The 26,860-nt window shown below is 67.1% G+C and carries 25 protein-coding genes; 11 read left to right on the top strand and 14 right to left on the bottom strand.

What is annotated here, in order from left to right:
• Positions 1-7 precede the first annotated feature (7 nt).
• Genes ACVKN3_RS00805 through ACVKN3_RS00795 form a run of 3 tightly spaced genes read left to right on the top strand, consistent with a single transcriptional unit; the run spans position 8 to position 5,011 of the window.
• On the top strand, positions 8-3,964 hold the full coding sequence (locus ACVKN3_RS00805; protein WP_456990998.1) for a pilus assembly protein: 3,957 nt from the start codon (positions 8-10) through the stop codon (positions 3,962-3,964).
• Between the two features lies 1 nt (position 3,965).
• The gene (locus tag ACVKN3_RS00800; protein WP_354513161.1) at positions 3,966-4,397 is read left to right on the top strand and encodes a type IV pilin protein; all 432 of its coding nucleotides are present in this window, start codon (positions 3,966-3,968) and stop codon (positions 4,395-4,397) included.
• 5 nt (positions 4,398-4,402) lie between these two features.
• Complete coding sequence (locus tag ACVKN3_RS00795) at positions 4,403-5,011, top strand: GspH/FimT family pseudopilin (protein WP_354513163.1); 609 nt, start codon at positions 4,403-4,405, stop codon at positions 5,009-5,011.
• 9 nt (positions 5,012-5,020) lie between these two features.
• Here the strand turns inward: ACVKN3_RS00795 and ACVKN3_RS00790 are convergent, their stop codons facing one another.
• Positions 5,021-5,557 carry a YaeQ family protein gene (locus ACVKN3_RS00790; RefSeq protein ID WP_036141506.1) on the bottom strand — a complete coding sequence of 179 codons (537 nt, stop codon included), beginning with the start codon at positions 5,555-5,557 and terminating at the stop codon, positions 5,021-5,023.
• Between the two features lie 114 nt (positions 5,558-5,671).
• Here ACVKN3_RS00790 and ACVKN3_RS00785 point away from each other — a divergent pair, with 114 nt between their 5' ends.
• Positions 5,672-6,514, top strand: coding sequence for a class I SAM-dependent methyltransferase (locus ACVKN3_RS00785; protein ID WP_354513165.1), 843 nt, complete (start codon positions 5,672-5,674; stop codon positions 6,512-6,514).
• A gap of 70 nt (positions 6,515-6,584) precedes the next feature.
• A complete protein-coding gene (locus ACVKN3_RS00780; RefSeq protein ID WP_354513167.1) occupies positions 6,585-7,337 on the top strand; it encodes a hypothetical protein in 753 nt (250 codons plus the stop codon).
• On the opposite strand, the gene ACVKN3_RS00775 is transcribed toward ACVKN3_RS00780, so the two are convergent.
• Positions 7,308-7,856 (bottom strand): DUF2878 domain-containing protein, encoded by a 549-nt coding sequence (locus ACVKN3_RS00775; RefSeq protein ID WP_354513169.1) that lies wholly within the window; start codon positions 7,854-7,856, stop codon positions 7,308-7,310. The two genes, ACVKN3_RS00780 and ACVKN3_RS00775, sit on opposite strands and share 30 nt — an antisense overlap.
• Positions 7,857-8,006: 150 nt before the next feature.
• On the opposite strand from ACVKN3_RS00775, the gene ACVKN3_RS00770 reads away from it, so the two are divergent.
• Entirely contained in the window at positions 8,007-10,565 is a 2,559-nt protein-coding gene (locus tag ACVKN3_RS00770) for a bifunctional diguanylate cyclase/phosphodiesterase (protein ID WP_354513171.1), read from the top strand.
• A gap of 27 nt (positions 10,566-10,592) precedes the next feature.
• Entirely contained in the window at positions 10,593-11,249 is a 657-nt protein-coding gene (locus tag ACVKN3_RS00765; protein WP_354513173.1) for an HAD-IA family hydrolase, read from the top strand.
• Positions 11,250-11,318: 69 nt separating this feature from the next.
• Here the strand turns inward: ACVKN3_RS00765 and msrA are convergent, their stop codons facing one another.
• The 3 genes from msrA to zwf form a co-directional block, all read right to left on the bottom strand.
• The gene (gene msrA, locus ACVKN3_RS00760) at positions 11,319-11,819 is read right to left on the bottom strand and encodes a peptide-methionine (S)-S-oxide reductase MsrA (protein ID WP_285404743.1); all 501 of its coding nucleotides are present in this window, start codon (positions 11,817-11,819) and stop codon (positions 11,319-11,321) included.
• The gene (gene msrB, locus ACVKN3_RS00755) at positions 11,816-12,277 is read right to left on the bottom strand and encodes a peptide-methionine (R)-S-oxide reductase MsrB (protein WP_354513175.1); all 462 of its coding nucleotides are present in this window, start codon (positions 12,275-12,277) and stop codon (positions 11,816-11,818) included. Before msrB ends, msrA begins: the two co-directional genes overlap by 4 nt.
• Before the next feature lie 97 nt (positions 12,278-12,374).
• Positions 12,375-13,862 carry a glucose-6-phosphate dehydrogenase gene (gene zwf / locus ACVKN3_RS00750; protein ID WP_354513177.1) on the bottom strand — a complete coding sequence of 496 codons (1,488 nt, stop codon included), beginning with the start codon at positions 13,860-13,862 and terminating at the stop codon, positions 12,375-12,377.
• 193 nt (positions 13,863-14,055) lie between these two features.
• Here zwf and ACVKN3_RS00745 point away from each other — a divergent pair, with 193 nt between their 5' ends.
• Positions 14,056-14,802 (top strand): glucose 1-dehydrogenase, encoded by a 747-nt coding sequence (locus tag ACVKN3_RS00745; protein ID WP_354513179.1) that lies wholly within the window; start codon positions 14,056-14,058, stop codon positions 14,800-14,802.
• Between the two features lie 71 nt (positions 14,803-14,873).
• On the opposite strand, the gene ACVKN3_RS00740 is transcribed toward ACVKN3_RS00745, so the two are convergent.
• The 3 genes from ACVKN3_RS00740 to ACVKN3_RS00730 all read right to left on the bottom strand — a co-directional run bounded on the left by ACVKN3_RS00740 (position 14,874) and on the right by ACVKN3_RS00730 (position 19,302).
• Positions 14,874-16,784: a methyl-accepting chemotaxis protein gene (locus ACVKN3_RS00740; RefSeq protein WP_354513181.1), complete on the bottom strand. Its 1,911-nt coding sequence runs from the start codon at positions 16,782-16,784 to the stop codon at positions 14,874-14,876.
• 80 nt (positions 16,785-16,864) lie between these two features.
• The gene (gene pgm, locus ACVKN3_RS00735; RefSeq protein WP_354513183.1) at positions 16,865-18,505 is read right to left on the bottom strand and encodes a phosphoglucomutase (alpha-D-glucose-1,6-bisphosphate-dependent); all 1,641 of its coding nucleotides are present in this window, start codon (positions 18,503-18,505) and stop codon (positions 16,865-16,867) included.
• 104 nt (positions 18,506-18,609) lie between these two features.
• Complete coding sequence (locus ACVKN3_RS00730; RefSeq protein WP_285404731.1) at positions 18,610-19,302, bottom strand: response regulator transcription factor; 693 nt, start codon at positions 19,300-19,302, stop codon at positions 18,610-18,612.
• Between the two features lie 72 nt (positions 19,303-19,374).
• Between ACVKN3_RS00730 and ACVKN3_RS00725 the strand changes: the two genes are divergently transcribed.
• Positions 19,375-20,214, top strand: coding sequence for an ATP-binding protein (locus ACVKN3_RS00725; RefSeq protein WP_285404729.1), 840 nt, complete (start codon positions 19,375-19,377; stop codon positions 20,212-20,214).
• Positions 20,215-20,247: 33 nt separating this feature from the next.
• Complete coding sequence (locus ACVKN3_RS00720) at positions 20,248-21,069, top strand: NAD-dependent protein deacetylase (protein ID WP_354513401.1); 822 nt, start codon at positions 20,248-20,250, stop codon at positions 21,067-21,069.
• A gap of 15 nt (positions 21,070-21,084) precedes the next feature.
• On the opposite strand, the gene tadA is transcribed toward ACVKN3_RS00720, so the two are convergent.
• From tadA to ACVKN3_RS00690, 6 genes are all read right to left on the bottom strand, one after another.
• On the bottom strand, positions 21,085-21,573 hold the full coding sequence (tadA, locus tag ACVKN3_RS00715) for a tRNA adenosine(34) deaminase TadA (RefSeq protein ID WP_354513185.1): 489 nt from the start codon (positions 21,571-21,573) through the stop codon (positions 21,085-21,087).
• A gap of 74 nt (positions 21,574-21,647) precedes the next feature.
• Complete coding sequence (locus ACVKN3_RS00710; RefSeq protein ID WP_354513187.1) at positions 21,648-22,220, bottom strand: DNA-3-methyladenine glycosylase I; 573 nt, start codon at positions 22,218-22,220, stop codon at positions 21,648-21,650.
• Between the two features lie 30 nt (positions 22,221-22,250).
• Entirely contained in the window at positions 22,251-22,712 is a 462-nt protein-coding gene (locus tag ACVKN3_RS00705) for a nuclear transport factor 2 family protein (protein ID WP_354513189.1), read from the bottom strand.
• Positions 22,713-22,835: 123 nt separating this feature from the next.
• Positions 22,836-23,999, bottom strand: coding sequence for an NADH:flavin oxidoreductase/NADH oxidase (locus ACVKN3_RS00700; protein ID WP_354513191.1), 1,164 nt, complete (start codon positions 23,997-23,999; stop codon positions 22,836-22,838).
• Between the two features lie 85 nt (positions 24,000-24,084).
• Positions 24,085-24,594 (bottom strand): helix-turn-helix transcriptional regulator, encoded by a 510-nt coding sequence (locus tag ACVKN3_RS00695; protein WP_354513193.1) that lies wholly within the window; start codon positions 24,592-24,594, stop codon positions 24,085-24,087.
• Between the two features lie 477 nt (positions 24,595-25,071).
• Positions 25,072-25,998 carry an AraC family transcriptional regulator gene (locus tag ACVKN3_RS00690; RefSeq protein ID WP_036141543.1) on the bottom strand — a complete coding sequence of 309 codons (927 nt, stop codon included), beginning with the start codon at positions 25,996-25,998 and terminating at the stop codon, positions 25,072-25,074.
• A 95-nt stretch (positions 25,999-26,093) separates the two neighbouring features.
• Here ACVKN3_RS00690 and ACVKN3_RS00685 point away from each other — a divergent pair, with 95 nt between their 5' ends.
• Positions 26,094-26,843 carry an SDR family oxidoreductase gene (locus tag ACVKN3_RS00685; protein WP_354513197.1) on the top strand — a complete coding sequence of 250 codons (750 nt, stop codon included), beginning with the start codon at positions 26,094-26,096 and terminating at the stop codon, positions 26,841-26,843.
• Positions 26,844-26,860: the final 17 nt, after the last annotated feature.

Genomic DNA, 26,860 nt, shown 5'->3' with positions numbered 1-26,860 from the left:
GATGCCCATGACGGCAAGCCCGCACTTCGCCCGCCGCCTGCGCCTCGTCGCGCTCTGCCTGGTCGCGGCATGCAGCCTGCTGGCGGGCATGGCCGCCGCGACCACGGTCACCGTCAGCCGCACCCCACCGGGGGTCACTTCGAAGGTCGCACCCAACATCGTGGTCACCTTCGACGACTCCGGTTCGATGAACGCCACCTCCATCCCCGATGCGATGGACGGCTTCTACGACAAGAAGTACTACTACTCGTCCAACGGCAACCCGATCTATTTCGACCCGAAGGTCACCTATGTCGTTCCGCCGGACGCCAGCGGCGTGCCCCTGGGCACACCCAGCTACACCGCCGCGTGGCGCGACGGCTACTGCGCCAACACGCTGACGAAGACCTGCTGGTCGCCCAACACCGGCACGTACCTCGCCCCCGTGGTCGTCGACCTGAGCAAGGCCTTCTACGCGGGCTTCCTCGCCAACACGCTGGCCGGCAACGCGCCCTGCTCGCGCAATGCCAACGAGACCATCACCTGGTACACCACCGGTGGGCGCAACGGATGCCAGCAGCAGGACATTCCCGCGTCCGTGCGCGGAACGACCACCGGCAGCACGACGACGACCACGTCCACCACCACCACGTGCGTTCTCCTTTGCCCGCTGGCCTTCATCGGTTTCAACGGCACGCGTACCGTGAACAACAGCGACGGCAGCGTAAGCGTGTGGACCTGCACCTCGACGTTGTTCGTCTTCAGCGGCTGCACCACCGTGACCACGGTGACCACCACGACGACGACCACGACCACCGATACCGGCGGCTTCTACTACGTGTGCACGTCACCGGCGGTCGAGTCCAGTTGTACCTATCACCTGGTCGCCAACGAGTCGGCGGCCATCCAGCAGAACTTCGCCATCTGGTACAGCTACTACCGCACGCGCAACCTCAACGCGCGCGCCGCGGTGGGCCGGGTATTCGGCAGCCTGGCCGACGGCTCGGTGCGCGTGGCATGGCAGACGTTGCAGTCGCAGTCGTCCAGCGGCAGCTACAACGCCTCCGGCGCCTACGCCGGGGCGTCCTACGGTCCGCTCGCCTCGTCCAGCAAGATCCTGGAGCTGACCAACGCGCCGACCGGCTGCACCGCCACCAGTACCACGGACACGTGCTGGCGCAGCCAGTTCATGAACTGGCTGTACGGCGCCCCGGCCAGCGGCGGCACGCCGACCCGCGTCGCGACACAGACGGCGGGCGAGTTCTACAAGCGGCGCCTGGCCACGTCGCCCGCGGCGCAGGATCCCTACTGGAACGGCAGCACCAGTACGCCCGGCGAGCTGACCTGCCGGAAGAACTTCAACATGCTGGTCACCGACGGCTACTGGAACGGCGACAGCCCGGCGACGGCCTCGCCCAACGACAGCGTGTCGCTGACCCTGCCCGACGGCACCACGTACGCCACCAGCGGCACCCCGTCCACGGTGTTCTGGAACCAGGCAGGCACGACCGATCCCTCGCTGGCCGACATCGCCTTCTCGTACTGGGCGAACGACCTGCGCCCGGACCTGTCCAACAACGTGCCCGCGTACTACACCGACCTGACCACCGGCATCACCGGGCCATCCACGACGGTCAGCTCCACGATGCCGGGCAGCAATGCCGAGGTGTATTTCAATCCCGCCAACGACCCCGCCAACTGGCAGCACATGTCCCAGTACATGGTGACCATGGGCATTTCCGGGAGCCTCAACTATCCCGGCGACTACGTATCGCTGCGCAAGGGTACGAAACAGTGGCCGACGCCGGACACCAACGGCGGCGCGAACAATATCGACGATACCTGGCATGCCGCGATCAACAGCCGCGGCGGCTATTTCAGCGCGGCCGATCCCACCTCGCTGGTTAACAGCCTCACGACGATCCTTTCCTCGGTCATCGCCAGCAGTTCGAGCGCGCTCACGCTGGCGCTCAGCACCAACGTGCTGACCACCAACGCGATCGCCTACTACGCCGGCTACAACACCACCGACTGGAGCGGTTCGCTGCTGGCACGCGCCATCGGCGCGAACGGAGGCATCGGTAACACGCTGTGGTCGGCGGGCGACCTGCTGACCGCGCGTAATGTCAGCAGCGATCCGCGGCTGATCGTCACCGCCACGGGACCGGGCACGGGCACCGCCCAGGCCCTGGCCTATACGACGATGACGACGGCACAGAAGGCCATACTCGACTCCTACGACGGCAGTGGATCGATAACGTCGGCGGACGGCCTGGGCTCGCGGCGCGTGGACTGGCTCAGCGGCGTGCGCACCCTGGAAGGCAGCACCTTTCGCACGCGCACGACGCTGCTGGGCGCGATCTTCGGCTCGCAGCCGGCCTACGTCGGTGCACCCGACAGTGGCTATGGCGATACCTTCCCCGCCGGCTCGCCCGAGGCCAAGGCACTGGCCGCCGACAGGACGACCAGTTATTCGGCCTTCCTCAGCCGATGGGCGACGCGGCCCGCCGCCGTCTATGTCGGCGCGAACGACGGCATGCTGCATGCCTTCGATGCGCGCGTCGCCGGCACCAGCGGCGCCCAGCCCGGCCGGGAACTGTGGGCGTACGTCCCGGCCAGCGTCTATCCGAACCTTCCCGCGCAGAGCCGGCTGAGCAACTTCACCTTCACCCCCACCGTCGACGGCAGTCCGGTCACCGGCGACGTGTTCTTCAACGGTGCCGACAGCCAGAGCAAATCGACCGCCGGCTGGCACACGCTGCTGGTCGGTTCGCTACGTTTCGGCGGCCGCGGCGTGTTCGGCGTGGACATCACCGATCCGTCGACGTCGACACTGAGCACCACCAGCGCCGTGGCGTCGAAAATCCTCTGGGAATTCAACAGCGACAGCATCTCGACCGTGGGCACGCCGGCCAACCTGGGGTACACGTTCGGCACGCCCGTGATAACGCGGGTCGCGTTCACCAACACCGACAAGTCGGTGGGTCGCTGGGTGGTGGTGGTGCCGGGCGGCTATTTTCCGGATGGCAGCACGGCCGCCGCAGCCGGCAACACCTACAGCTCCCTGTTCGTCCTTGACGCCCAGACCGGCACGCTGCTGAAGGAAATCCGCACGCCCTCGGGCAGCGGCAGCACCGCCAGCCACGGCCTCACCACCCCCGCCGTGGGCGATTACGACGGTGATCAGGTGGCCGACGTGGCCTTTGCCGGCGACCTCGACGGCAATATCTGGCGCATCGATCTCTCGGCGGCGACGCTGGGCGCGGCGGCAGGGTCACAAGGCGTCAGCCTGCTGTTCAAGCCCGCCGTGGCCAACGCGCAATCGGTGACCACGTCGCCGCGCCTGCTGGCCGATCCCACCTCGTCCAATTTCCTGGTGGTGTTCGGCACCGGGCGTTATCTGAGTACCGCCGACACGGCCGACACGACGCTGCAGTCGTTCTACGGCCTGCGCGATCCGGGTACGACGGTCGGCGTCCCGATCACCGTGGCCGGTGGCAACCTGGTGATGCAGTCGATGGTCCTGGACAGCCGCAGCGGCGCGATCGGCGTGACCAACAACGCCGTACCCGCGGGCAAGTCGGGCTGGTACCTGCCACTGACCAGCGCGGCGGGCGAGCGTGTCGTGGTCACGCCGGCACTGGACTCCAGCAACAACACGGTGACCTTCAGCACGCTGATTCCCACCGCCAGCGACCCCTGCACGACGTCGAGTTCGGGCTCGGTCATCGCCCTGGACGGCACCACCGGCGGCGCGGCGTTCGGCGTGTCGATCGGCACCGCGGTGACCTTCGGCCAGGGCTACACGCTGGCCGGTGCGCAGGTCAGCGGGGCCGCCAGTTCCGGTGCCTTGTACACGGCGGCCAGCCTCAGCGGCGGCACCTCGTACCTGCCCGGCCAGGTCACCGCGTCCGGAGCGACGGCTGGCACCAGCATTCCCACCGCGCGCCGTCGTTCATGGCGCGTCCTCAACAGCGGTAACTGATATGCCCACCTTCCGAAACCGCGGCTTCACCCTGCTGGAACTGATGATCGTGCTGGTCGTCATGGCGATCCTCGCAGCCATCGCCGTCCCCTCGTACACCAAGTACGGTTACCGTGCACGACGCAGCGACGCCCAGAAGCTGCTGCTGAGCATCGCCAACGCGCAGGAGCGCTATTACGCCCTGCACAATGCCTACGCTGACCTGGCCACCATCGGTTATGCCGCGACCACCACGGCCACGTCCGAGGCGGGCTACTACACCGCGTCGGTCGCCGTCACGGCGGTGGCCTCGCTGGATGCCCAGGCGTATACCGCCACCGCCACGCCCGTTGCGCAGGGTGCGCAGGCGCGCGATGTCTGCGGCGCGCTGTCCCTGACCAGCACGGGCGTCAAGGCGCCCACCGGCACGACCAGCAACGGCACGTGCTGGTGAAACGCATGCGCATGCGACGACACGGCCAGCACGGCTTCAGCCTGCTGGAACTCGTCGTGGCGATCATCGTCGCGGCGATCCTTGCCGCCCTGGCCGTGCCGTCGTTCCGCACCATGGTGCAGAAGCACCGCCTGCGCGCCGCGACGGACAGCCTGCAGGCGGCGGTGCAGTACGCACGCACCGAGGCCGTCGTGCGCGCCAATTACGTGTCGGTATGCGCCAGCGCGGACGCGGCCACGTGCTCGTCGAGCAATCGCTACGACACCGGCTGGCTGGTCTACGTGCACCCGGTGGCGACCACGACAGCGACCGATGTCTATACGGCTAACGCGTCGGCCGGCATGCAGGTGCTGCGCACGGCGACTGCCTTCAACGGGATCTCCGCGGTCGCCAGCGACGCCGCCGTGGTGACCTTCGGCCAGCAGGGGCAACTGGTGCCGCTGGCCTCGCGCACCAACCCCAGCCAGCCCATGGCCTTCGTGCTGTGTGCCGGTGCCACCGGCACCACCACGGGTGTGAACACCGCCGCCGTACCGGGGTCCCGCATCGGGGTCAGCCCCTACGGCGGCATCGCCTCGACCAAGCTGGCCGGCACGGATGCATGCACGCCGTAACCCGCTTGCTCAGGCCAGGACGTTCAGCTCGACGGGAATCACCGCATCGCCGCTGATCACCTGCGCCTGGCCGTCCTGCATCATGAACTGGATCTGCATCGTGCGCTGGGTGAGTGCCGCCAGTGCTTCGACGGTGGCGGGCGCCACGTCGACCACCGACACGTTCTTCGTGCGTGCCACGGCTGCGGCCGTCTTCTTCCACCACACTTCCGCGCCACGACCGCTGTAGGTATAGACGATGACCCGGTTGGCGCGACCGGCCGCGCGACGGATGCGCTGCTCGTCGGGCTGGCCCAGTTCGATCCACAGGTCGACCTCGCCGGTAAGTTCCTTGCGCCACAGGTCCGGTTCGTCGTCGGCGCTGAGCCCCTTGCCGAACACCAGCGCGTCGTCCGCGTTCAGGGCGAAGGCCAGCACCCTCACCATCATGCGCTCGTCGGTTTCCGACGGATGCTGGGCGAGTGTCAGGGCATGGGCCTGGTAGTAATGCCGGTCCATGTCGCTGACCTGCAGGTCGGCCTTGAAGACGGTGGATTTGAGTGCCATGGGAGTGCGCTTCGCTTCGGGTCAGCCGCAAAGCGTACAGGAAGCCCGGCAGCGCCATGCGCGGAGCACGTGCCGTGGTTAAAATGACCGACTGCCCGTCGAAGGATACCGTCCGTGCCCCATTACCCCGGCCCGTTGCTCACGCGCCCCGTCGTCGAGGCGTGGGATGCGGCACTTGCCCGTGGCGAGGACGCCTGGCACGGCTCGCTGGACCTCGGTCGCTCGGACGACGATGTGCGCCTGCACGGCGGGACCTGGACCTGGCATGGGCGGTCGTTTCCCCACCCTGGCAAACTGAAGGACCGCACCATCTACTGGTGGGATGGCGATGCGTTCGCCCCGGTCTCGCGTTTTTCCGGGTCGCTGATCAAGCTCGTTCCCACCCCGTGGGGCGCACCCACCTTCGAGATAGACGGCATCAAGATGTTGCCGACCGCCAGGGAATCCCCGCTCGACGATGCCCGCCGCAAGGTGGCCCTGGTCCAGCCGCGCGGCAAGGTGGTGCTGGACACCTGCGGTGGCCTGGGCTATTTCGCCGCCTGCTGCCTGGACGAGGGCGCGGCGCGGGTGGATTCGTTCGAGAAGAACGACGACGTGCTGTGGCTGCGCACGCTGAATCCCTGGTCGCCCGATCCCGATGCCCCGGGCCATGGCGGGCGCCTGCGGCTATCGCACGCCGACGTGTCGGTGGCCATCGCGGGCATCGCCGATGCGTCGGTGGACGCGCTGTTGCACGACCCGCCGCGTTTCGGCATCGCCGGCGAACTCTACTCGCAGGTGTTCTACGGGCATTTGGCCCGTGTCCTGCGGCGTGGCGGCAGGCTGTTCCATTACACCGGCAGCCCCAACAAGCTCACCAGCGGACGCGACGTGCCCCGTGAGGTCGCAGCACGCCTGGACAAGGCCGGTTTCAGGGCCGAGCCCGCGCTCGATGGCGTGTACGCGACACGCCGCTGACGCGGAACGCGCATCCCGTCGCCGTCGCGGCCCGTATGATCCTCACGACGCCCCGTCCCCGTGAGGCCCCATGCCCGTTACGTCCGCTCGTCCCGTGCTCGTCCTTGCCGCCTGCGCCCTGGCGCTGCCCGCCGCCGCCATGGAACGTTACGTCGGTACCGCTTACGCGCGCGCTGGCGCTGCGGTGCTCTATCGCGAGGTACACCTGGGCGATGCCTCGCGGCACCTCATCGTGTTCCAGTGCCCCGACGGCAAGCCCTTCGCACGCAAGCGGCTGCAGGCCGGCACGATACCGACGCAGCCGGACTTCGATTTCACCGATGCGCGCAACGGGTACGAGGACGGCGTACGCGGCGACGGCGCACGACGTGTCGTCTACGTACGCCGCGTCGGTGGACAGCGCAGCGAGCAGGCCCTGACGGTACCGCCGGATGCCGTCATCGATGCGGGATTCGACGCGTTCCTGCGCGCCCGTTGGGACCAGGTGGTGGATCGCGGCGCCTCCGCGCCCTTCCTGATGACCGGCAAGGGCAAGTTCTTTCCGGTCAAGGTCGTCGCGTCCGATCGGGACGGCGCAGAGCGCCGCATCGAGCTGAAACTGGATGCCTGGTACGGCTTTGCCGCACCGACGATCAACGTGACCTACACCGAAGCCACACGACGCCTGCGTCGCTACGAAGGGCCGGGTACGATCCGCGACGCACGCGGCAAGCCCGTGGACGTACGCATCGAGTTCCTGCCGGCCGACCGCACCGATGGCGTGCCCGATACGGCATGGGACCAGGCCCTGGCCCTACCCCTCGACGGACGCTGCCCGACCTGACCCAAGACGCTCCAGCGCGACGGCGAGCGCTGCCATGGCCAGCGCCCAGGTGACCGCCAGCCACGTATAGCCATGCCACGACGGCGCGGTGAGCAGCACGGTATGCCAGCCGCGCGCCGCACCGGCGTAGGACAGCGGCCCGCCGATGGCGCCCAGCAGGGCCGCCGGCCAGGGCCTGCCCGCCAGCCAGCGCATCGGACCCGGCATGGTCGCGGCGAACGCGGCCCACAGGCCGAGGATCCAGCACGGCGGTCCACCCGGCCACGGTGCCGGCATATCGGCCGCGTAGCGCACGAAGCCCAGCGCGGTGGCTCCGCCATCCACGACAGCACCGAACACGACAGCCAGGCAGGCGAGCCGGAGCATGAGGCGACGCTCGCGCGCCATCGCGACCTGCCAGGCGACGAAGGCCACGGTAAACCCCGAGGCCACCCAGCCGTGTTCGCCGCCGGCGGCGATGACCACCGCGAACCACAAGGCTTCGTAAACGATGAAAGTGACGATCGGGGAACGCAGCAAGGGCTTGTCCGGAAGCAAACGTTAGCGTTGTCTACGTGACGGCGCCCGCCAAGGATGCACCCATGGCACTTAGCGGTACAGGTGACGATTGCGGGCGACCCCACGAGGCTGTTAGCGTCCTGTCTCCCGGGGGATAGGCGTTCCATCGCCGTGGTCAACGAGTTCAGGAAAACATCGGCGCTGGTACAGACCATCGGCTTTGCCGTGGGCGTCATCATCGGCGTCGGCCTCGCGGTGGTCCTGTTCCAGGACTACCAGCACCGTGTCCAGGCGGCCCATGCACAGGCGCGGACACTGGCCGATGGCGCGCAGCGCCTGATCGATGCGCGCCTGAGGCAGCTGGAAGTCGCGCTGATGGGTATTTCGGCCAGCGCGCACGACCTGACGCTCACGGTGCCCAACGAGGCGAAGCCCCTGCTGGCGGACAGCCTCAAGGACGCGATCGCGCGCCACGACCAGGTGGAGAGCATCGTGCTGCTCGACCCGGCGGGCCAGGCGGTGGGACCCGGTGACGGCGAGCCCGCCATCATGCAGTGGATCGGCTCGCCGGCAGCCGGTACCGACCTGCGCATGGGGCCCATCGAGCGACACGGGAAGGGCTGGGTCATTCCCCTGGCCGTGCCGTTCGTGGACGGCGGCTGGCTGCTGGCACGCATGAACCAGGAGGACCTGCAGGATGTCGTCGACAACCTCCACGCGGGGTCGCAGGATGTCGCGACGGTCGTCGACCTGCACGGCACGATCGTCGCCCGCACCGGCAACCATCCCGAGCTGATCGGCAAGCCGGTCGACATCCTGTTCGATCCCCAGGATACGCGTGCGGGCCGCCGTATCAGCCAGGTCGACGGCGTGGATCGCGTCATCTCGCTGGCAGCGCCCGGCCGCTATCCGCTACGGGTGGGCTTCGGTGCGGCCAGTGCCGCCCTCCTCGGCAACTGGTACCCCGTGGTGGCGCTGACCGCCGCGCTGTACCTGCTGTACTGGATCGCGCTGTGGTACATCCTGCGCCGGATCGGCCGCGCCGAACGTGATCACCTGCGCTATGTCGGCGAGATCGAAACGGCCGAGCGGCGCTTCCGCATCATCTTCGACAAGAACCCCATGCCGTCCTGGGTGTACGACACCGACACCATGCGCTTCCTGGTGGTCAACCAGGCGGCCATCGATGCCTATGGCTATACGCGGGAACAGTTCCAGGCCATGACCCTGCTGGACATCCGGCCCGCCACCGATGCGCGTGCTCTACGGGCGGCCGTCGAGGGACGTGGTGGTGGTGACGCCGTCGACAGCCGCCCGTGGACGCACCGCCGCGTCGACGGCAGCCTGTTGCAGGTGCTGGTCCATGGGTCCGACATCGATTTTCCCGGCCACGTGGCCCGGCTGGTGGTGGCCGAGGACGTCACCGAGCGGCTGCGCAACGAACGGGTGCTGCGGCACAGGGCCACGCACGACGCGATTACCGGTCTGCACAATACCGACGCCCTGCTGGATTTCCTCGACGAGGAACGTCGCCGGGCCGGCGGCTACGAGCTGGCCTTCGTGCAGCTGCGCGGGCTGGAACTCATCAGTGACACCTTCGGACAGGCCGTGGGCCAGGACGTGCTGCGGGTCATGGCCGACCGCTTCGCGGCCCTCAAGGGCCCCGGCACGGCCGTCGCCCACCGTCCGGCGGAAACCTTCGTCATGGCGATCATGGACGAAGCCAGGCGCGGCGAGACGCTGGCCGCGCTGATGCGTGCCGTGACATCACCCGTCAGCGTGCACGGCATGCTGCACATCCTGGAACCGCGCGTCGGCCTGGCGGTGCATCCCCGCGACGGCGACCGCGCGGAGAAAGTGCTCGGCGCTGCCGCCCTGGCGGCGCAGATGGGCAGCGGCGCGCCCGGCACGTGGCACGTATTCGAGGCGGCCATGGCCGCCGCGTCCATCAACCGCCTGAAGATGGCGGCGCAGATCCGCAGCGCGCTGGACGACGACACCTTCACCGTCCATTTCCAGCCCATCGTGCGCAGCAGCGATGGCGACATCGTCAGCATGGAGGCCCTCATCCGTTGGCCGTTGCCGGATGGTAGCTTCGTCGCTCCCGACGTCTTCATCCCGCTGTGCGAGGAAACCGGGCTGATCGTGCCGCTGGGACACCGGGTGCTGCGGGAGGTGGGGCGTGCCTACGTCCGCATGGCACACGCGGGTTTCCCGAACGTCGCGCTCGCGGTGAACGTATCGGCCGTGCAGTTGCAACGCGACGACATCGTGGCAGCGATACGACAGACCATCGCCGAGCACGACCTGCCACGCGGTGCCATCCAGGTCGAACTGACCGAAAGCGCGGTCATCGGCGACCAGGCACTGCGTGCGATGGAGGCGCTCAGGACGCTCGGTGTTCCCGTGGCGCTGGACGACTTCGGCACGGGGTTTTCCAGCCTCGCCTACCTGCGCGACCTGCCCATCGATGCGCTGAAGATCGACCGCGCCTTCGTCGCCGAGATCGACTCGGAGGTGCGCTCGGCATCCGTATGCGAGGCCATCATCACCCTGGGCCGTACGCTGGGGCTGCAGGTGATCGCCGAAGGCGTGGAGCGCGCGTCGCAGGCGGAGTGGCTGGTCGCGCACGGCTGCGATTACCTCCAGGGCTATCACGCCGCCGTACCGATGTCCGTTGACGACGTCATTGCCTTCCTCCAGCATCGACGCAAGGCACCCCAGGCGTAGAATGAGTGTTTTTTGCCGGAGCCTGCCGTGACGTTCCCGTTCTCCCTGGTCATCTTCGATCTCGACGGCACCCTGGTCGACAGCGCCGCAGCCATTGCCGCCGCGGTCAATCGCACGCTCGAGGACTGGAAGCTGCCGCGCGTGGACGATGCGCGCATCGTCGACTGGATCGGCGAGGGCTCTCGCCAGTTGATCACCTATGCGTTCCGCGACGCCGGCAGCGAGGCGGACATCGACGCCGTGATGCCGGGCTTTCTCGTGCATTACGCCGAAACCGCGCTCGACGGCGACGCTTATAATGGCGTGGTCGACACGCTGCGGGCACTGCACGACCAGGGCGTGACCCTCGCCGTGTGCACCAACAAGAACGAGGAGTTCGTGCGGCCGCTGCTCGAGGCACGCGGCATGCTGCCCTTCGTCGACGGCATCGCCGGAGGCAACACGCTGCCGCAGCGCAAGCCGAGCGGCGCGCCCCTGCTCCACCTCGCCCGGCAGGCGGGGGTCCCCATGGCGGATGTGCTCATGGTGGGGGATTCGGAAAGCGACGCGCTGGCCGCGCACGACGCGGGCGTGGCCCTGGTGATGGTGAGCTACGGTTACCGCAAATCGCTGGACCTGGCGACAACCGGCGCGCTGGCGGTCATCGATCGCATGCCCGACCTGCTGGACATACGCCGCGACTGACCACGTCAGACCCCCGTTTTGCCGCCTGCCTGACAACGACCAGACGGACCGCACAACGGGGGCGGAAGCTTACGCGCCGCGGCTCGGTAGCACCCAGTCCGGGCGGATGAAATGGCAGGTGTAGCCGTTGGGAAACTTCTCCAGGTAATCCTGGTGCTCCGGCTCGGCTTCCCAGAAGTCGCCGGCAGGCGCCAGTTCCGTCACCGCCTTGCCCGGCCAGAGGCCGGACGCGTCGACATCGGCGATCGTGTCTTCCGCAACCTTCTTCTGCTCGTCGTCGAGGTAGAAGATGGCCGAACGATAGCTGAGGCCGCGGTCGTTGCCCTGGCGGTTGGGCGTGGTCGGGTCGTGGATCTGGAAGAAGAATTCCAGGATCTTGCGGTAGCTGAGCACGGCGGGGTCGAACTCGATCTCGATGGCCTCCGCGTGCGAGCCGTGGTTCCGATAGGTGGCGTTGGGGACGTCACCGCCCGAATAACCCACGCGGGTGGCGATCACGCCCGGCTGCTTGCGGATCAGGTCCTGCATGCCCCAGAAGCAGCCGCCTGCCAGGATGGCGCGCGAGCTCATGCCTCACCCCCGTCACGGGCGGCAAACTGTGCCGCATAGTCCGCATACCCTTCCTTTTCCAGGTCGGCCACGGGAATGAAGCGAAGCGAGGCGGAGTTGATGCAGTAGCGCAGCCCGCCCTTGTCACGCGGGCCGTCCGGGAACACATGGCCCAGATGGCTGTCGGCATGGGTGGAACGCACTTCCGTGCGGATCATGCCGTGGGTGATGTCGCGCTTCTCCGCCACGTGCTCGTCCTCGAGCGGACGGGTGAAGCTGGGCCAGCCACAGCCGCTGTCGAACTTGTCCAGCGACGAGAACAAGGGCTCGCCGGAGACGATATCGACATAGATGCCGGGTGCGTGGCTGTCGTGGAACGCGTTCTGGAACGGGCGCTCCGTGCCGCTCTCCTGGGTGACGCGGAACTGCTCCGGCGTCAGCCTGGCAACGGCTTCGGGGGTCTTTCGGTAGTCGGCCATGGGGCACTCCTCGAGGGGGATGGCGGCGTTCCACCGATAATGCGGGCAGCTTGCGTGGATGCAATGGCAACGCGCTGCCCGCCCCTGCCCGGCCCGTTCAGCCGGCGCTGTCCTCGATCCAGCGGTGCCCGGCGCGACGGAGCAGCTCGCGTGCCGCATCCGGACCCCAGGTGCCTGCCTCGTAGGGATCGGGGCCCTGCGTGTCCTTGCCCCAGGCGTCGAGGATGGGCGTCACCCAGCGCCAGGCGGCCTCGGTCTCGTCCTTGCGCACGAACAGCGCCGGGCTGCCCTTCACGGCGTCCAGCAGCAGGCCTTCGTAGGAATCGCGATAGACCACGCGCGAGGGATCGTTCAACGTCGACAGGGCATCGACCTCTTCCAGGGCGAAGCGGTCGCCCGGCTGCTTGACGAACAGCGGCAGGCGGATGCTCTCGTTGGGCTGGATACGGATGCGCACGCGGCTGCCCGGGCGGGCGTCGCCGAAAAGCCCGGCCTCCGCGGCACGGAACTGGATGACGATCTCGGTGAGTTTCTCCGGCATGCGCTTGCCCGAGCGCAGGTAGAACGGCACGCCCTGCCAGCGGGGGTTGTCGACCTCCGCCTTGAGCGCGACGAAGGTTTCCGTCGTGCTGGCCGAGTCGTCCCCGAGTTCTTCCCGGTAGCCCGGCACCGGCTTGCCGTCCTGCTTGCCTTGCACGTACTGCCCGCGCACCACGCTCGTCGCCAGGTGGTCGCGGTCCAGCGGCTTGAGCGAGGTCAGCACGCGCACCTTCTCGTCACGCAGCGCATCGGCTTCCAGCGAGGCGGGGCGTTCCATGGCGACCACGGTCAACACCTGCAGCAGGTGGTTCTGGATCATGTCGCGCAGTGCGCCGGAGCCGTCGTAGTAGCCGCCGCGCCCTTCCAGGCCCACCGTTTCCGCCGCGGTGATCTGCACGTACTCGATGGACTCGCGATCCCACATGCGCTCCAGCATCGGGTTGGCAAAACGCAGCGCGATGATGTTCTGCACCGCCTCCTTGCCCAGGTAATGATCGATGCGGAAGATCGTGTTCTCGGGAAAGTGGCGGCCGACGCCCTCGTTGACCTTGCGCGCGGTCTCCAGGTCGGTGCCGATGGGTTTCTCGAGCACGATGCGCGAACTGGCGGTGCGCAGGCCCTTTTCGTCGACGTTGCGTGCGATGTCGCCGTAGAGGTCTGGCGCCGTGGCCAGGTAGAACACGCGTACGCGATCCTCGGCGGCATCCTTTTCCAGCAACGACTTCAGGCCGTCCCAGTTGCCGCCCGCTTCCGCGCCGTTGAGGCTGACGTAATGCACGCGCTCGAGGAAGCGACGAACCGTATCGTCGGCGTATTCGTCCTCGCGGATGAATTCCTTCAGGGCCTTCTGCGCGCGTTCGCGGTACGAGGCATCGTCCAGCGGCGAACGCGCCGTGCCCACGATCCGCGCGTCGTCGGGGATCTGGCCCTCGGCGAAACGCCGGTACAACGCAGGCAGCAGCTTGCGCATGGTCAGGTCGCCCGTGGCGCCGAAGATCACGTAGTCGAACGAATCGACGGGTTCGAGCGGGGTCGAAGTAGTCATGGTGCGTATTCCCGGAAGTGTCCCGATCATCAATGCGGCATTGCATCATGGATTCAAGGCCAGCGCACCCCCGTCACTGTTGCGCGCCACGCACAAATGTTTTGACCGGCGACCTATGACACGCGCGCACCTGTCACCCCCATGCAAGGGGACAGCGGCGGCCATACCGGCGGTCGATCACGGGAAAACAACCATGAGCAAGCTGAAAGACAAGGTCGCGCTGGTGACCGGCGCGTCCAAGGGCATCGGCGCGGCCATCGCACGCACGCTGGCCGCCGAAGGTGCCTCCGTGGTGGTCAATTACGCCTCGAGCAAGGCCGGTGCCGATACGGTGGTCGCGGCGATCGAAGCCGCGGGCGGCAAGGCGTTCGCCGTGGGCGGCGACGTGTCGAAGCAGGCGGATGCGGAAGGCATGGTGGCGGCGGCCATCGCGCAGTTCGGCCGCCTGGACATCCTGGTCAATAACGCGGGTGTCTACCAGATGGCCCCGATCGAGGAGACGACCGAGGCCCTGTATCGCCGCATCTTCGACATCAACGTGCTGGGTACGCTCCTGGTCACCCAGGCGGCATCCCCCCATCTCGGCCAGGGCGCCAGCGTCATCAATATCGGCTCCACGGTGACGCGGATCACGCCGCCCGGCAGCGCCGTGTATTCGGGGACCAAGGGCGCCGTGGACGCCATCACCGGCGTGCTGTCGCGCGAGCTGGGCGCCCGCGGTATCCGGGTCAACTCGGTCAACCCGGGCATGGTCATCACCGAGGGCGTGCACACGGCGGGTTTCGCCGGTGGCGACTTCGAACAGTGGGCGGTCGGCCTGACCCCGCTGGGTCGCGTGGGCCAGCCGGACGACATCGCGCCGGTGGTGGCATTCCTCGCGTCGGACGAGGCCAAGTGGCTCACGGGCGAGCTGATCATCGCCTCGGGCGGCATGCGCTAAGACGTCCGGGAAGCCCCTGGACGGAACGACGCCGGCGCCCCCATCGAGGGCGCCGGCGCCGGCGTTATCCGTCAGAGCTTGAAGCCGCCCACCACCGACTCCAGCGTGCGGGTCTGGTCTTCCAGGGCCTTGGCCGCGGCCGCAGCTTCCTCGACCAGGGCCGCGTTCTGCTGGGTCATGTCGTCCAGCTGCGTGACCACGCCGCTGACCTGCTCGATACCCTGGCTCTGCTCGTTGCTGGCGGCCATGATCTCTTCCATGAAGGTAGCCACATGGGCCACGTTGCCGGTCAGTTCGCCGATGCGCTGGCCCGCCACGCGGACCAGCGACGAGCCCCGATCCACATCGTCCACGGAATCCGCGATCAGCGTCTTGATGTCCCGGGCCGCCTTTGCCGAACTCTGGGCCAGGCTGCGCACCTCACCGGCCACCACCGCGAAACCGCGTCCCTGCTCACCGGCACGCGCCGCTTCCACCGCCGCGTTCAGCGCCAGCAGGTTGGTCTGGAAAGCGATGCCGTCGATGACCCCCACGATATCGGCGATGCGGGCGGACGACCGGGTGATGGCATCCATGGTCACGACCACTTCGTCCACCGTGTCACCGCCGCTGCGTGCCGCGGCCGCCGCATCGCGGGCCAGCGTATTGGCCTGGCGGGCGTTGTCGGCATTCTGCCGGACCGTGGCGGTCAGCTCTTCCATCGACGCGGCGGTTTCTTCCAGGGAGCTGGCCTGCTCCTCCGTGCGCTGGGAAAGATCGAGGTTGCCGCTGGCGATCTGCGTGGCCGCCGAGGAAATGGCCGCCGAGCTGTCACGCACCTGCCGCATCATGCCCTGCAGGCGAGCGATGAAGCCGTTGAAGCTGTCCACCACGCCGTTGTATTCGGTGCCCTTGCCATAGCTGAGCCGGCGGGTGAGATCCGCTTCGCCGGAATTGAGCTCGTCGATGTTGGTCTTCAACGTGGCCAGCTGGTTCATCAGCGCGCGGATGCCCAGCACCAGCGCGATGAGCAGCAGCGCGGCGAGCGGCACCTGCACCGCGGCCAGCTTGGTCAGCACACGGGTGCTGTTCTCGGTGAGCAGATGGGTCGGCAGGCTGGTGGCCAGCACCCAGGGCGTCCCGGCGATCGGCTTGAGGAACAACGTATGCGATTCGCCGTCGACGTCGTAGTCCCGCTCGACCTGGCCACCCTTGGCCACGCCCGGGAGTGCGTCCCTCACCTGGGCGATCATGGTCGAACTGCCGGCCAGGTCGGCGATCTTCTTCAGGACGATGTCGTCCTTGATATAGGTGCTGTTGCTGACCACGGTGCCGTTCGGCTCCACGATCAGGATCTGGCCGTGTACCTTCTTTTCCATGTCCGCCACGAGGCGGTTGAAGAAGCCCAGCGTGACGTCGACGGTGGAGACACCGAAGATCTCGTCACCCTTGTAGATGGCCATGGCGCAGTTGGTCCGCGGCTGTGCGCTCGCGTCGTCCTTGTAGGCATCGGCCCAGAGACAATGGCCGCGTGGCGCATTCAGGCCATTCTTGTACCAGCTCTGCTCCCAGTACTTCAGGGCGTCGGGCTGGTTCCAGTGCGTGTTGACCGCCAGCTTGCCGCTGGCATCGCGGGCGAAGAAGGTGCTGTCGCGTTCCTTCGTGGCCTCGCGCTTGAACGGCAGCGGCCAGATGCCGCCGCCGAACACGTCGGCATCGCCGTACTGGTCCACCAGGCCGGGTTGCAGCCGGTCGATGGACGGGCTGTCCATGAGCGCCACCGTCTGGGTGATGCTGCGCTGCTGCGCCTCCACCTGGTGCAGCTTGTTGGTGATGACCGCGCCGATCTCGTCGACGTTGCGCCCGACCAGTTCGGCTTCACTGGCGCGCAGGTCCGGGCTGACGAAGAGGCGGATCACCACCAGGGTCAGCGCCACCAGCACGAGGAAATAGGCCGCTACCGCCACCGTGTAGCGGGCCTGGGTCGATTTGAAAAGAGTCACGCGGGGCGCCCGGAATGAAGGAGACACTTCCTTGACGGCGTATTCGGCACAATCTTTAGGCGCCCACGGCGTTTTTTTGACTAGCCGAGGGCCTTGTCTACCATGGCCTGCGCTTCGGCCAGCACCTGGGCGAGATGGTCGGGACCGCGAAAACTCTCGCCGTAGACCTTGTAGATATCCTCGGTGCCCGACGGGCGTGCCGCAAACCAGGCTTCGGCCGAGCTGACCTTGATCCCCCCGATGGGCTGGCCACCGGCCTGGTTGACCACCGCGACGATCGGGTCGCCCGCCAGGGTCTTCGAATCGACCCGATCCGGGGAAAGCTTCGACAGGGTGGCCTTTTGCGCGTGCGAGGCGGGCGCGTCGATGCGCGCGTTGGCCGGGTCGCCCAGCTCGGCGGTGATCCCGCGATAGATCTCGCCAGGGTCGCGCCCGAGCCGGGCGGTCATTTCGCCGGCCAGCAGCGCCGCGACGATGCCGTCCTTGTCGGTCGACCAGGCCGATCCGTCCCTGGACAGGAAGGAGGCGCCCGCACTTTCCTCGCAGCCGAAGCCGAGGCTGCCGTCGTAAAGGCCGGAGACGAAATACTTGAAGCCCACCGGGACCTCGCGCAGCGGCCGCCCCAGGCTCGCGGCGACGCGATCGAGCAGGCCGGTGCTGACGGCGGTCTTGCCGACCGCGGCATCGGGGCGCCAACCGGGCCGGTTCTGGAACAGGTACCACGCCGCTGCCGCGAGGTAATGGTTGGCGGGGAGCAAACCGGTGCTGGGCGCCACGACGCCGTGGCGATCGTGATCGGTGTCACAGGCGAAGGCGACCTGGAACTTGTCCTTCAGCCCGATCAGGCGCTGCATGGCATAGGACGACGACGGGTCCATGCGCACGCGACCGTCCCAGTCCAGCGACATGAAGGAGAACGTGGGATCCACCACCTCGCTGACCACGGTGAGGTCGAGCGTGTAGCGCTCACCGATCGCACGCCAGTAATGCACACCGGCGCCGCCGAGGGGATCGACGCCCATGCGGACGCCCCTGGCACGAATGATGTCCAGATCCAGCACGTCGCCGAGATCGCTCACGTAACGATCGAGGAAGTCGTACTCGGTCGTGGTGGAGGCCTTGATCGCCTGCGCGAACGGCTGCCGCTTCACCTCGCGCAGCCCGCCCTCGATCAGCGCGTTGGCGCGCTGGGCGATCCATGACGTGGCGTCGGTATCGGCGGGGCCGCCGTGCGGCGGGTTGTACTTGATGCCGCCGCTCTCGGGCGGATTGTGCGACGGGGTGATGACGATACCGTCGGCGAGGCCGCTGTCACGCCCGCGATTGAAGACGAGGATGGCATGTGAGACCGCTGGCGTGGGCGTGAATTCGCCGCCACGGGACACGTAGGTCGCTACCCCATTCGCGGCCAGCACTTCTACCGTGCTTTCGAACGCGGGAGCGGACAGCGCGTGGGTGTCGATGCCCACGAACAGCGGACCGTCGATGCCTTCCTTGCGGCGATACTCGCAGATCGCCTGGACCACGGACTGTACGTGCGATGCATTGAACGAGCGGACCAGCGACGAACCGCGGTGGCCGGACGTGCCGAACACCACGCGCTGCTCGGGCACCGACGGATCGGGCTGCAGGTCGTGATAGGCGGCAAGCAGGGCGGCGACATCCACCGGGGTGGCTTCCGTGGCGGGTTTGCCCGCCAGCGGGCTGATCTTGGCACTCACCGATACGTCTCCTTGGGTGGCGCCGCCGTGGCACCGGACCGTCACATTGTAGGCATGACGCCTGAACGCCGATGTCAAACCAGCGTGCACTTTTGAGATTTTTTCTATGTCCCGCCCGTGCGGCTGCGACTATGTTGACCGGCCGCCTGTACCCCGGCCGGCGGAAGTCGCAGCCTTTCGATGTATTCGAAGATCTCCGCATCGGTTTCCAGCCGCAATTTGCGCATGGCGTTGGTCTTCTGTTGGCTTATGGTGGACAAGCCGCGTCCCGTGGCCCGGGCTATGTCGGTCACGCTGTTGCCCGCGGCGAACAGGCGCAGGATTTCCAGCTCCCGCGGCGAAAGGTCGGCCAGCGTCCCGGTGCCGATGGGCTCGCCCTGCGGTGTGAAAATCATTTCGCGAACGGAGGCTCCCAGGTAGACATGGTTCGACAGGATCTGCACCAGTGCCTCGGGAATCTCCCGCGTATCCCCCGACTTGCCGATCAGTCCGCGCACGCCGGCCTCGAGGATCTCGCGGTACAGGGCGGGATTGGCCAGGGTGGTGATCACCATGACCGGCAGATCGGGGTAGAGCCGGCGGATTTCCGCCAGCAGGGCCAGCCCGTCGCGGCCCGGTTCGGGCATGCTGAAGTCGGTGATCAGCGCGTCACAGGGCTCCCTGGCCAGCACGGCGAGCAGTTCGTCCGGCGACTGTGCCTCGCCGACCACGTCGGCCAGGCCGTCCTTCGTCAACGCCAGGCTGATGCCCTTGAGCACGACGGGATGATCGTCCGCCAGGATGACACGGTGAACCATGAGTAATCCTTTCTCGATAACCAGTCCAGGCCGCCATGCGCCCTTCCGGGGCGCCGTCGGCGGGGCGCAGAGTTGAGCACATCGCGCCCATCGCTGCCACTGCGACGACGCCTGCGTGCACGGCTGCTGGCAGGCTACGACCGCATCGCGCTCGCGTGCGCGAGCATCAGAGAATGCCGTGACCTGCCCGCGCTGCTGACTCGCATCGGCCAGCACTACGCCCGCATCGCGCGACGCCACGGCAGCGAGCTGGAGATCGAGGTGGACCCGGCGCTGGCGCACGATCTGGTCGGCCCGTACGCCATGCTGGGCCGCGTGCTGTGCCTCCTTCTGGACAGGGCGTTCGCGGTGCCCGGCAGCGTGCGGGTCGCCTTGCAGGTGGACGTGGTGGGCGATGATCCGGACGGCCAGCTCGTCCATATCACCGTGGCGGACACCGGCAGCGCGCTCGACGAGCACTGCCCGCGCCTGGCCACGGCCCAGGCCATGGTGGCGACACTGGACGGCGTCCTGCATATCGAGTGCGCCGCCGACCGTGGTACCCGCATCATCGTCGAGATTACCCTCACCCTGCCCCGCCTATCCCCGCGCATCGACATCGAGACACTGCGCACCACGCTCGGCGGCACGTCCGCGCTGCGCGAGGTGATCGCGGCGCTGGATCGCTCGCTCAGCCGCGACCTGATCCAGCTGCACCTCCTGCTCGCGCAACCCGGCACGGCCGACCTGCAGGCCTGGCTGCACCGCGTGTCCGGCGCGCTGGGCATGGCCGAGGCGACGGACCTCGCGCGCATGGGGCTGCACCTCGAGCGCCGCCTGGCCGAGGAGCGCAGCCCCACCCTCGACGCGGCCATCCGGCGCTTCGGCGAGGACGCCGCCTGCGTGCTCGAAGTGCTTCGCAAACACACCTGACCGATCCGCTATAGTTCGCGCATCGTGAGCACCCTGTCCGCCATCGCCTCCGCCGACGATCCGCTGCGCGCCTTCGTCGATGCCCACCCCCGCCTGTTCGTGTTGACCGGCGCGGGTATCAGCACGGACTCCGGCATCCCCGATTACCGCGACGGCCAGGGGGCGTGGAAACGCCGTCCCCCGATGACCCTGCAGATGTTCATGAGCGGGCCGCCGGCGCGTGCTCGCTACTGGGCCCGCGGCATGATCGGCTGGCGTCATTTCGCCGCCGTCAGCCCGAATGCGGCTCATCGTGCGCTTGCGCGGATGGAACAGGATGGCCGCATCGCGCTGCTGCTGACCCAGAACGTCGACGGCCTGCACGAGGCGGCAGGCAGCGTCGAGGTGGTGGACCTGCACGGGCGCCTGGACCGCGTGCGCTGCATGCAGTGCGGCGACATCACCGGGCGCGACGCCATGCAGAACCGGCTGATGAGCGCGAACCCCGCATGGCTGGCGCGGCAGGCCACGATCGCACCCGATGGCGACGCGGACCTGGACGAGGTGGACTTCTCTTCCTTCGTCATTCCGGCGTGCACGCTCTGCGGCGGCATTCTCAAGCCGGATGTCGTCTTCTTCGGCGAGAACGTGCCGCGTGCCCGCGTGGACACCGCCTGGGAACGCCTCGGCCAGGCCGACGCCATGCTGGTGGTCGGCTCGTCGCTGATGGTCTATTCCGGTTACCGGTTCGTCCTGGAAGCCTCGCGGCGTGGCCTGCCCATCGCCTCGCTCAATATCGGCGTCACGCGCGCCGATGCCCTGTTCGACCTGAAGATCGAGCGTTCGGTGACCGAGGTGCTGGCACCCTACGCCTAGCGGCACTCACGAAAGCTAGCGGCGCGCGCGGAAGAACGCGCGCAGCATCGCGCTTGCCGTCTCCGCTTCCAGGCCGCCGACCACGGTCACGCGATGGTTGTGCAACGGGGAAACCAGGGTGTCGAAGACGCTTCCCGCCGCACCTGTCTTGGGATCGGTCGCGGCGTACACCACACGGCCGACGCGCGCATGGATCATGGCCATGGCACACATGGTGCAGGGCTCGAGGGTGACGTAGAGCGTGGAGCCGGGAAACCGGTAATTGCTCACCGCCTGCCCGGCCGCGCGCAAGGCCTGGATCTCCGCATGCGCGGTGGGATCGTTCAGGGTGATGTTGCGATTCCAGCCTTCGCCGATGACGACCTCATCCGATACCAGCACCGCTCCGACCGGGACTTCGCCTTCCGCGTCGCGGGCGTGCGCGGCCAACGCCAGCGCACGCCCCATCCAGCGGCGGTCGGCTACCGAGAACGTGTCATCGCTGGCGACATGCGGAGTGGACAAGGCAGAGCATTCCCGGGACAAGGGGCGGATTCTACGTCGTTTGCGCGGATCGGACGATGCGCCCACGCAGCCGGCTACGCCCCGGCTGGCTGAGGCTTACGCCGGAAGCACGTCGCGGCATGATCGTCCACGATGCCTACCGCCTGCATCCAGGCGTAGGTAATGGTGGGCCCCACGAACTTGAAGCCGCGCTTCTTGAGATCCTTGGAAATCGTCACCGACAACGGGGTCTGCGCCGGCACGCTGCGCCCATCGCCCCGGATCACCGTGCCGTCGGTGAACGACCAGCAATACGCATCGAAGGTTTCGCCACGGGCGCGCATCTCTTCGTAGATCCGCGCGCCGTTGATGGTGGCTTCGATCTTTGCCCGCGAGCGGATGATGCCGGCATCGTCGAGCAGGCGGACGATGTCCTTCTCGCCGAATCGCGCCACCTTGGCCGGATCGAAGCCCTTGAAGGCTTTACGGAAGTTTTCCCGCTTGCGCAGGATGGTGATCCAGGACAATCCGGCCTGGAAACCTTCCAGCATCAACTGCTCCCAGAGCATGCGCGAGTCGTGCAGGGGCACGCCCCACTCCGTGTCGTGGTACGCGGCATAGAGCGGGTCGCTGCCGGCCCAGGCGCAACGCGTGGGTTCGTCGCTCATGCTATTTCCGTCATGGTGAGCACCATCGAGTTACAGACCCAGGTCGGACAGGCCCGGGTGGCCATCGGGACGACGCCCCTGTGGCCAGTGGAACTTACGATCGGCGTCGGCCAGGGGAAGATCGTTGATACAAGCGTAACGGTGGGACATCTCGCCGTCGGCGCTGAACTCCCAGTTCTCGTTGCCGTAGGAACGGAACCAGTGGCCGCTGTCGTCATGCCACTCGTATGCGAAGCGCACCGCGATACGGTTGTCGGTGAACGCCCAAAGCTCCTTGATCAGCCGATAATCCTGTTCCTTGAGCCACTTGCGCGTGAGAAACGCCACGATCTGCTCGCGCCCGGTAATGAACTCGGCACGGTTACGCCAGTGACTGTCGACGGTGTAGGCCAACGAGACTTTTTCCGGGTCGCGGCTATTCCATCCGTCCTCGGCCAGGCGGACCTTCTGCAGCGCGGATTCGCGCGTGAACGGGGGAACCGGAGCGGCCATGGTCTGACGCCTGATGAGAAGGCTTCCATTGTACCGATGGGTACAGGGCACGCCCTGGAAAAAAAATGCCGCAGGTCCGGAAGAGCGCCTGCGGCATCCGCCGTGCCTTACGAACCAGGCGTGCTACCGGTAGCCACCGTCCTCGTCACGAATCCAGGCCGCCTGCGGCCCGATGCCTCCCGACGAACCGAACAGGTTCCGGTACAGCGAGGGTTGCGACCGCAGGTACTGCTTGGGCGGACGAACGGTGGCACCCAACGCTGCGGCAGCATGCCAGGGCCAGCGCGGGTCGTAGAGGATCGTGCGGGCCAGCGCGACCATGTCCGCGTCGCCGGTGGCGACGATGGCTTCGGCCTGCTCGGGGCTGGTGATCAGACCTACTGCCACAACCGGAATGCCAACCGCCTGCTTGATGCCGCGGGCGAACGGCACCTGGTAGTTCGGTCCCGCCGGGATGGCCTGGCGCTCGTCGAGGCCGCCGGTCGACACGTGGATGGCGTCGCAGCCGCGGGCCTCAAGCGCCTTGGCAAAAGCGATCGTCTGCTCCAGATCCCAGCCACCCTCCACCCAATCGGTGGCCGATACCCGCATCGTTACCGGGCGATCGGCGGGAAACACCGCGCGCACGGCGTCGAAGACTTCCAGCGGGAAGCGCATGCGATTCTCCAGCGAGCCGCCGTACTCGTCGGTGCGCTGGTTGGACAAAGGCGACAGGAACTGGTGCAAGAGGTAGCCGTGCGCGCCATGGAGCTGCACGAAGGCGAGGCCAAGCCTGGCAGCCCGCTCGGCCGCAGCGGCGAAGGCGTCACGGACGCGGGCCAGGCCGGCTTTGTCGAGCGCCACGGGCGCATGATCGCCTGCATGGAAAGGCACGGCGGATGCGCCGACCGTCTGCCAGCCATGCTCGTGATCGGGCGCAAGCTGGTGACCGCCGGCCCAAGGCGTTTCCGTGGAGGCCTTGCGTCCGGCATGGCCCAGCTGGATACCGATCGGCATGTGCGACCAGCGCCGGACGCTTTCCAGAACGCTCCCCATGGCGTGTTCCGTAGCGTCGTCGTAGAGGCCCACGTCGCCCCAGGTGATGCGGCCTTCCGGTTCCACCGCGGTCGCCTCGATCGTGAGCAGCCCCGCGCCGGACAGGGCCAGCTGGCCGAGGTGAATACGGTGCCAGTCATTCATGCGGCCGTCGTTGTCGGCCGAGTACTGACACATGGGTGCGATGACGATGCGGTTGGCCAGTTCGAGGTCACGCACGCGTAAAGGCTTGAAGAGCGCCGGCTGGGCCATGGAACATACTCCGGGGAAGGCAAGAAGAACTCCGAGATGGTGACGGATTCCCTTACACGCAAGCCGGACTTATCCGGCAGCTTTATCAGCCCGGCGCAGTATCGGTGGAAGCCAGCCGCGCATGCTCTTTGGCGATGTTGACCTCCATCGCCGCCAGCGCCGTCTCCATGACCGTGGGATCGACGGTATAACCCTTGCGATCGGCCAGCCATGCGAGCACGTCGGACAGATGCCACAACGCACTTGACCCGTCGTGAAGAGGGGCCGGAAAGCGACCGGCATGCGTAAGCATCAGTTTGCGCATGTTCTGCCGGGAGACACCGGCGACTTCCGCGATATCCGTCAGACCGACGACATCGGGCGAGGCCTCGATCAATACCGCTGCGGGCACGACCTGTCGCACGTCCTCGAGTGCCGACCGCATGGCGTCGACCGCCGAGTCCGCGTCCCGGCTGAACGCCAGGGCCAGGCGCCCCGGCAGGCCGACGCCGAGGGTGGCATCGTCGCAGCCCGCTTCGCCCAGCCGCTCGACAAGCGCATCCATGTCGGTTTCATCGGTGGGCAGGCTGTACTTGAGGGTGAATACGTATTCCATGGAACCTCCTTGGTTCAACGGCTTCGACCGCCCGGCTTGCGAATCGCATTGCAGTGATCCACCACGCGGCGTAGCGCCCGTGCGTGACTTGCCGGATTTTTGGGCGTACTCCAGATGCTGGTGATGCAGAACTCACCACAGCGGCAATCCCGATCGTTGTAGGGGCAATACAACTTTCCCCAGGCATGGCTGCCGCCGGTGCTGACCCGCCAGCCGGAACGCTCCGCGTGGCGTAGTGCGTCTTCTATGTCTTTCTTCGGATGGCTTCGTCGGGACATCCTTGACTCCAAGCTTCGTCTTAAAACCAATGGTTGTCAATAGACAACCGATCATCCCTCTGCGCTACGCAGGTGGTGCTTCAAGAGTTAACAGAAGGCAGAAGAGAAAGCGGCGGCAGGTCTGGTAAGCAGGCACCGCGACGAAGCAGGCGTAGCCCTTGCGCCTGCGCATAGGCCCGATGAACAGCGCCTTCGAGCGTTATCGGTGGTCCCGCTCCGACGATGCCGGGCTCAACGCGTGCTGTGCGTAATGGGTCGGCGGCAGACCGACATACCGCGTAAACGCCACACTGAAGGCGCTGGCCGAGCGGTAACCGACACGCTCGGCGATGGTCACCATGCCGAGGTCGCCCGAGCGCAGCATCTCCTTCGCCAGTGCCATGCGCCACGATGTGAGGTACGCCATGGGAGCCATGCCGATCCGTTCGCTGAAGCGTTCGAAAAACATCGAACGTGACAGTGCCGCGATGGCGGCAAGACGGTGCACCGTCCATGACTCGCCAGGACTTTGATGCATCCGGCGCAACGCGAGCGCGAGCCGTGGATCGGCAAGTCCCCGGACCAATCCCGGCGAGGCCGCTGTTCCGGCGGAACGTAGCGCCTCGATGAACAGGAGTTCGAGCAGATGCGCCAGGACGACCTCACGCGCGGGCCGATCAGCTCGCGATTCGTCGCGCAGAAGCCCCACCAGCGCGGCCAGCCGATGCTCGCCGCTCACGCGCACCACATCGGGAAGCAACGAGACCAGAAGACGGGCATCCGACGACCGGAACGTACACTGGCCGATCAGGTACTCGACCTCAGACGGCGCGTCGACCGTGCCGAGACGATATACGCCGTCGGACCCTACGACAGGCAAGGTATCTGCCTCCCCCGCAGCCGGTGGAATCAGGCTCGATATCGTGAAATCGAACAGCTGCGGAATCAGCAGGAAATCACCCGCGACCAAGGTCATCGGTGGCTTGCCGTTCGTCTGCACACGGTTCGAGCCCCCGAGGATCACGCAATAGAACGCTTGCCCCGCTTCATGCCGGCGAACACGCCACTGCCCCGCCCCGCTGATTGCCTTGGAGAAGATCGGCCTGGGCTGCAGAAGGGTAACCATGTCGGCGAGCGGGTCATTCACCGGACTTTCTCTAACGAATAATGGACTAATTATTATAGTAAGTCCGGTGAACGCTCCGTAGTGTGGTGCTCCTGCTCACCCACCCAGGACATCCCATGAAAACGATCCTCGTCACCGGCTGTTCGTCGGGCTTCGGCCGCGAGATCGCACGCTACTTCCTCGAGCGAGACTGGAAGGTCGTCGCCACCATGCGTAAGCCGCAGGAAAAGCTGCTGCCCGCCTCCGACCGCCTGCGGATCATTGAACTGGATGTCACCGATGCCGCCAGCATCGATCGCGTAGTCGCCGCGGCCGGTCCGGTGGACGTGCTGGTCAACAACGCCGGCATCGGCATGCTCAATGCGCTTGAAGGCACCGCCATGGATAGTGCGCGCGAGGTATTCGAAACCAACACGCTCGGCACCATCGCCATGACCCGCGCCCTGGTACCGCAGATGCGCGAGCGCCGCGACGGCGTGATCGTCAACGTCACCTCCACCGTGACGCTCCGCCCGCTGCACCTGCTCTCGGTCTACACGGCAAGCAAGGCGGCCGTGAACGCCTTTTCCGATTCGCTCGCGCTGGAGTTGGCGCCGTTCGACATCCGCGTACGTGTGGTGTTGCCCGGCCGCGCACCGGATACCCGTTTCGGCGAGAACGCAAAGCCGCGGATGGCGGCTGGCTTCCCCGAAGCCTATGCCGGGATCGCCAAGGATGTTTTCGCGCAATGGCAGCAGGAGTCGGCGATCACGCGGCCTGTGCCGGTGGCCGAGGCGGTATGGCTGGCCGCGACCGATCCGGGCAGTCCGGCACATATGCCTGCGGGCGACGATGCGGTGGCGTTGGCGTTGGCGGCAGCAGGTTGAACCCGTACCTGTCCCAC

The organism is Luteibacter sp. PvP120 (genome assembly GCF_054055715.1).
This window is presented reverse-complemented; position numbering and strand designations above follow the sequence as displayed.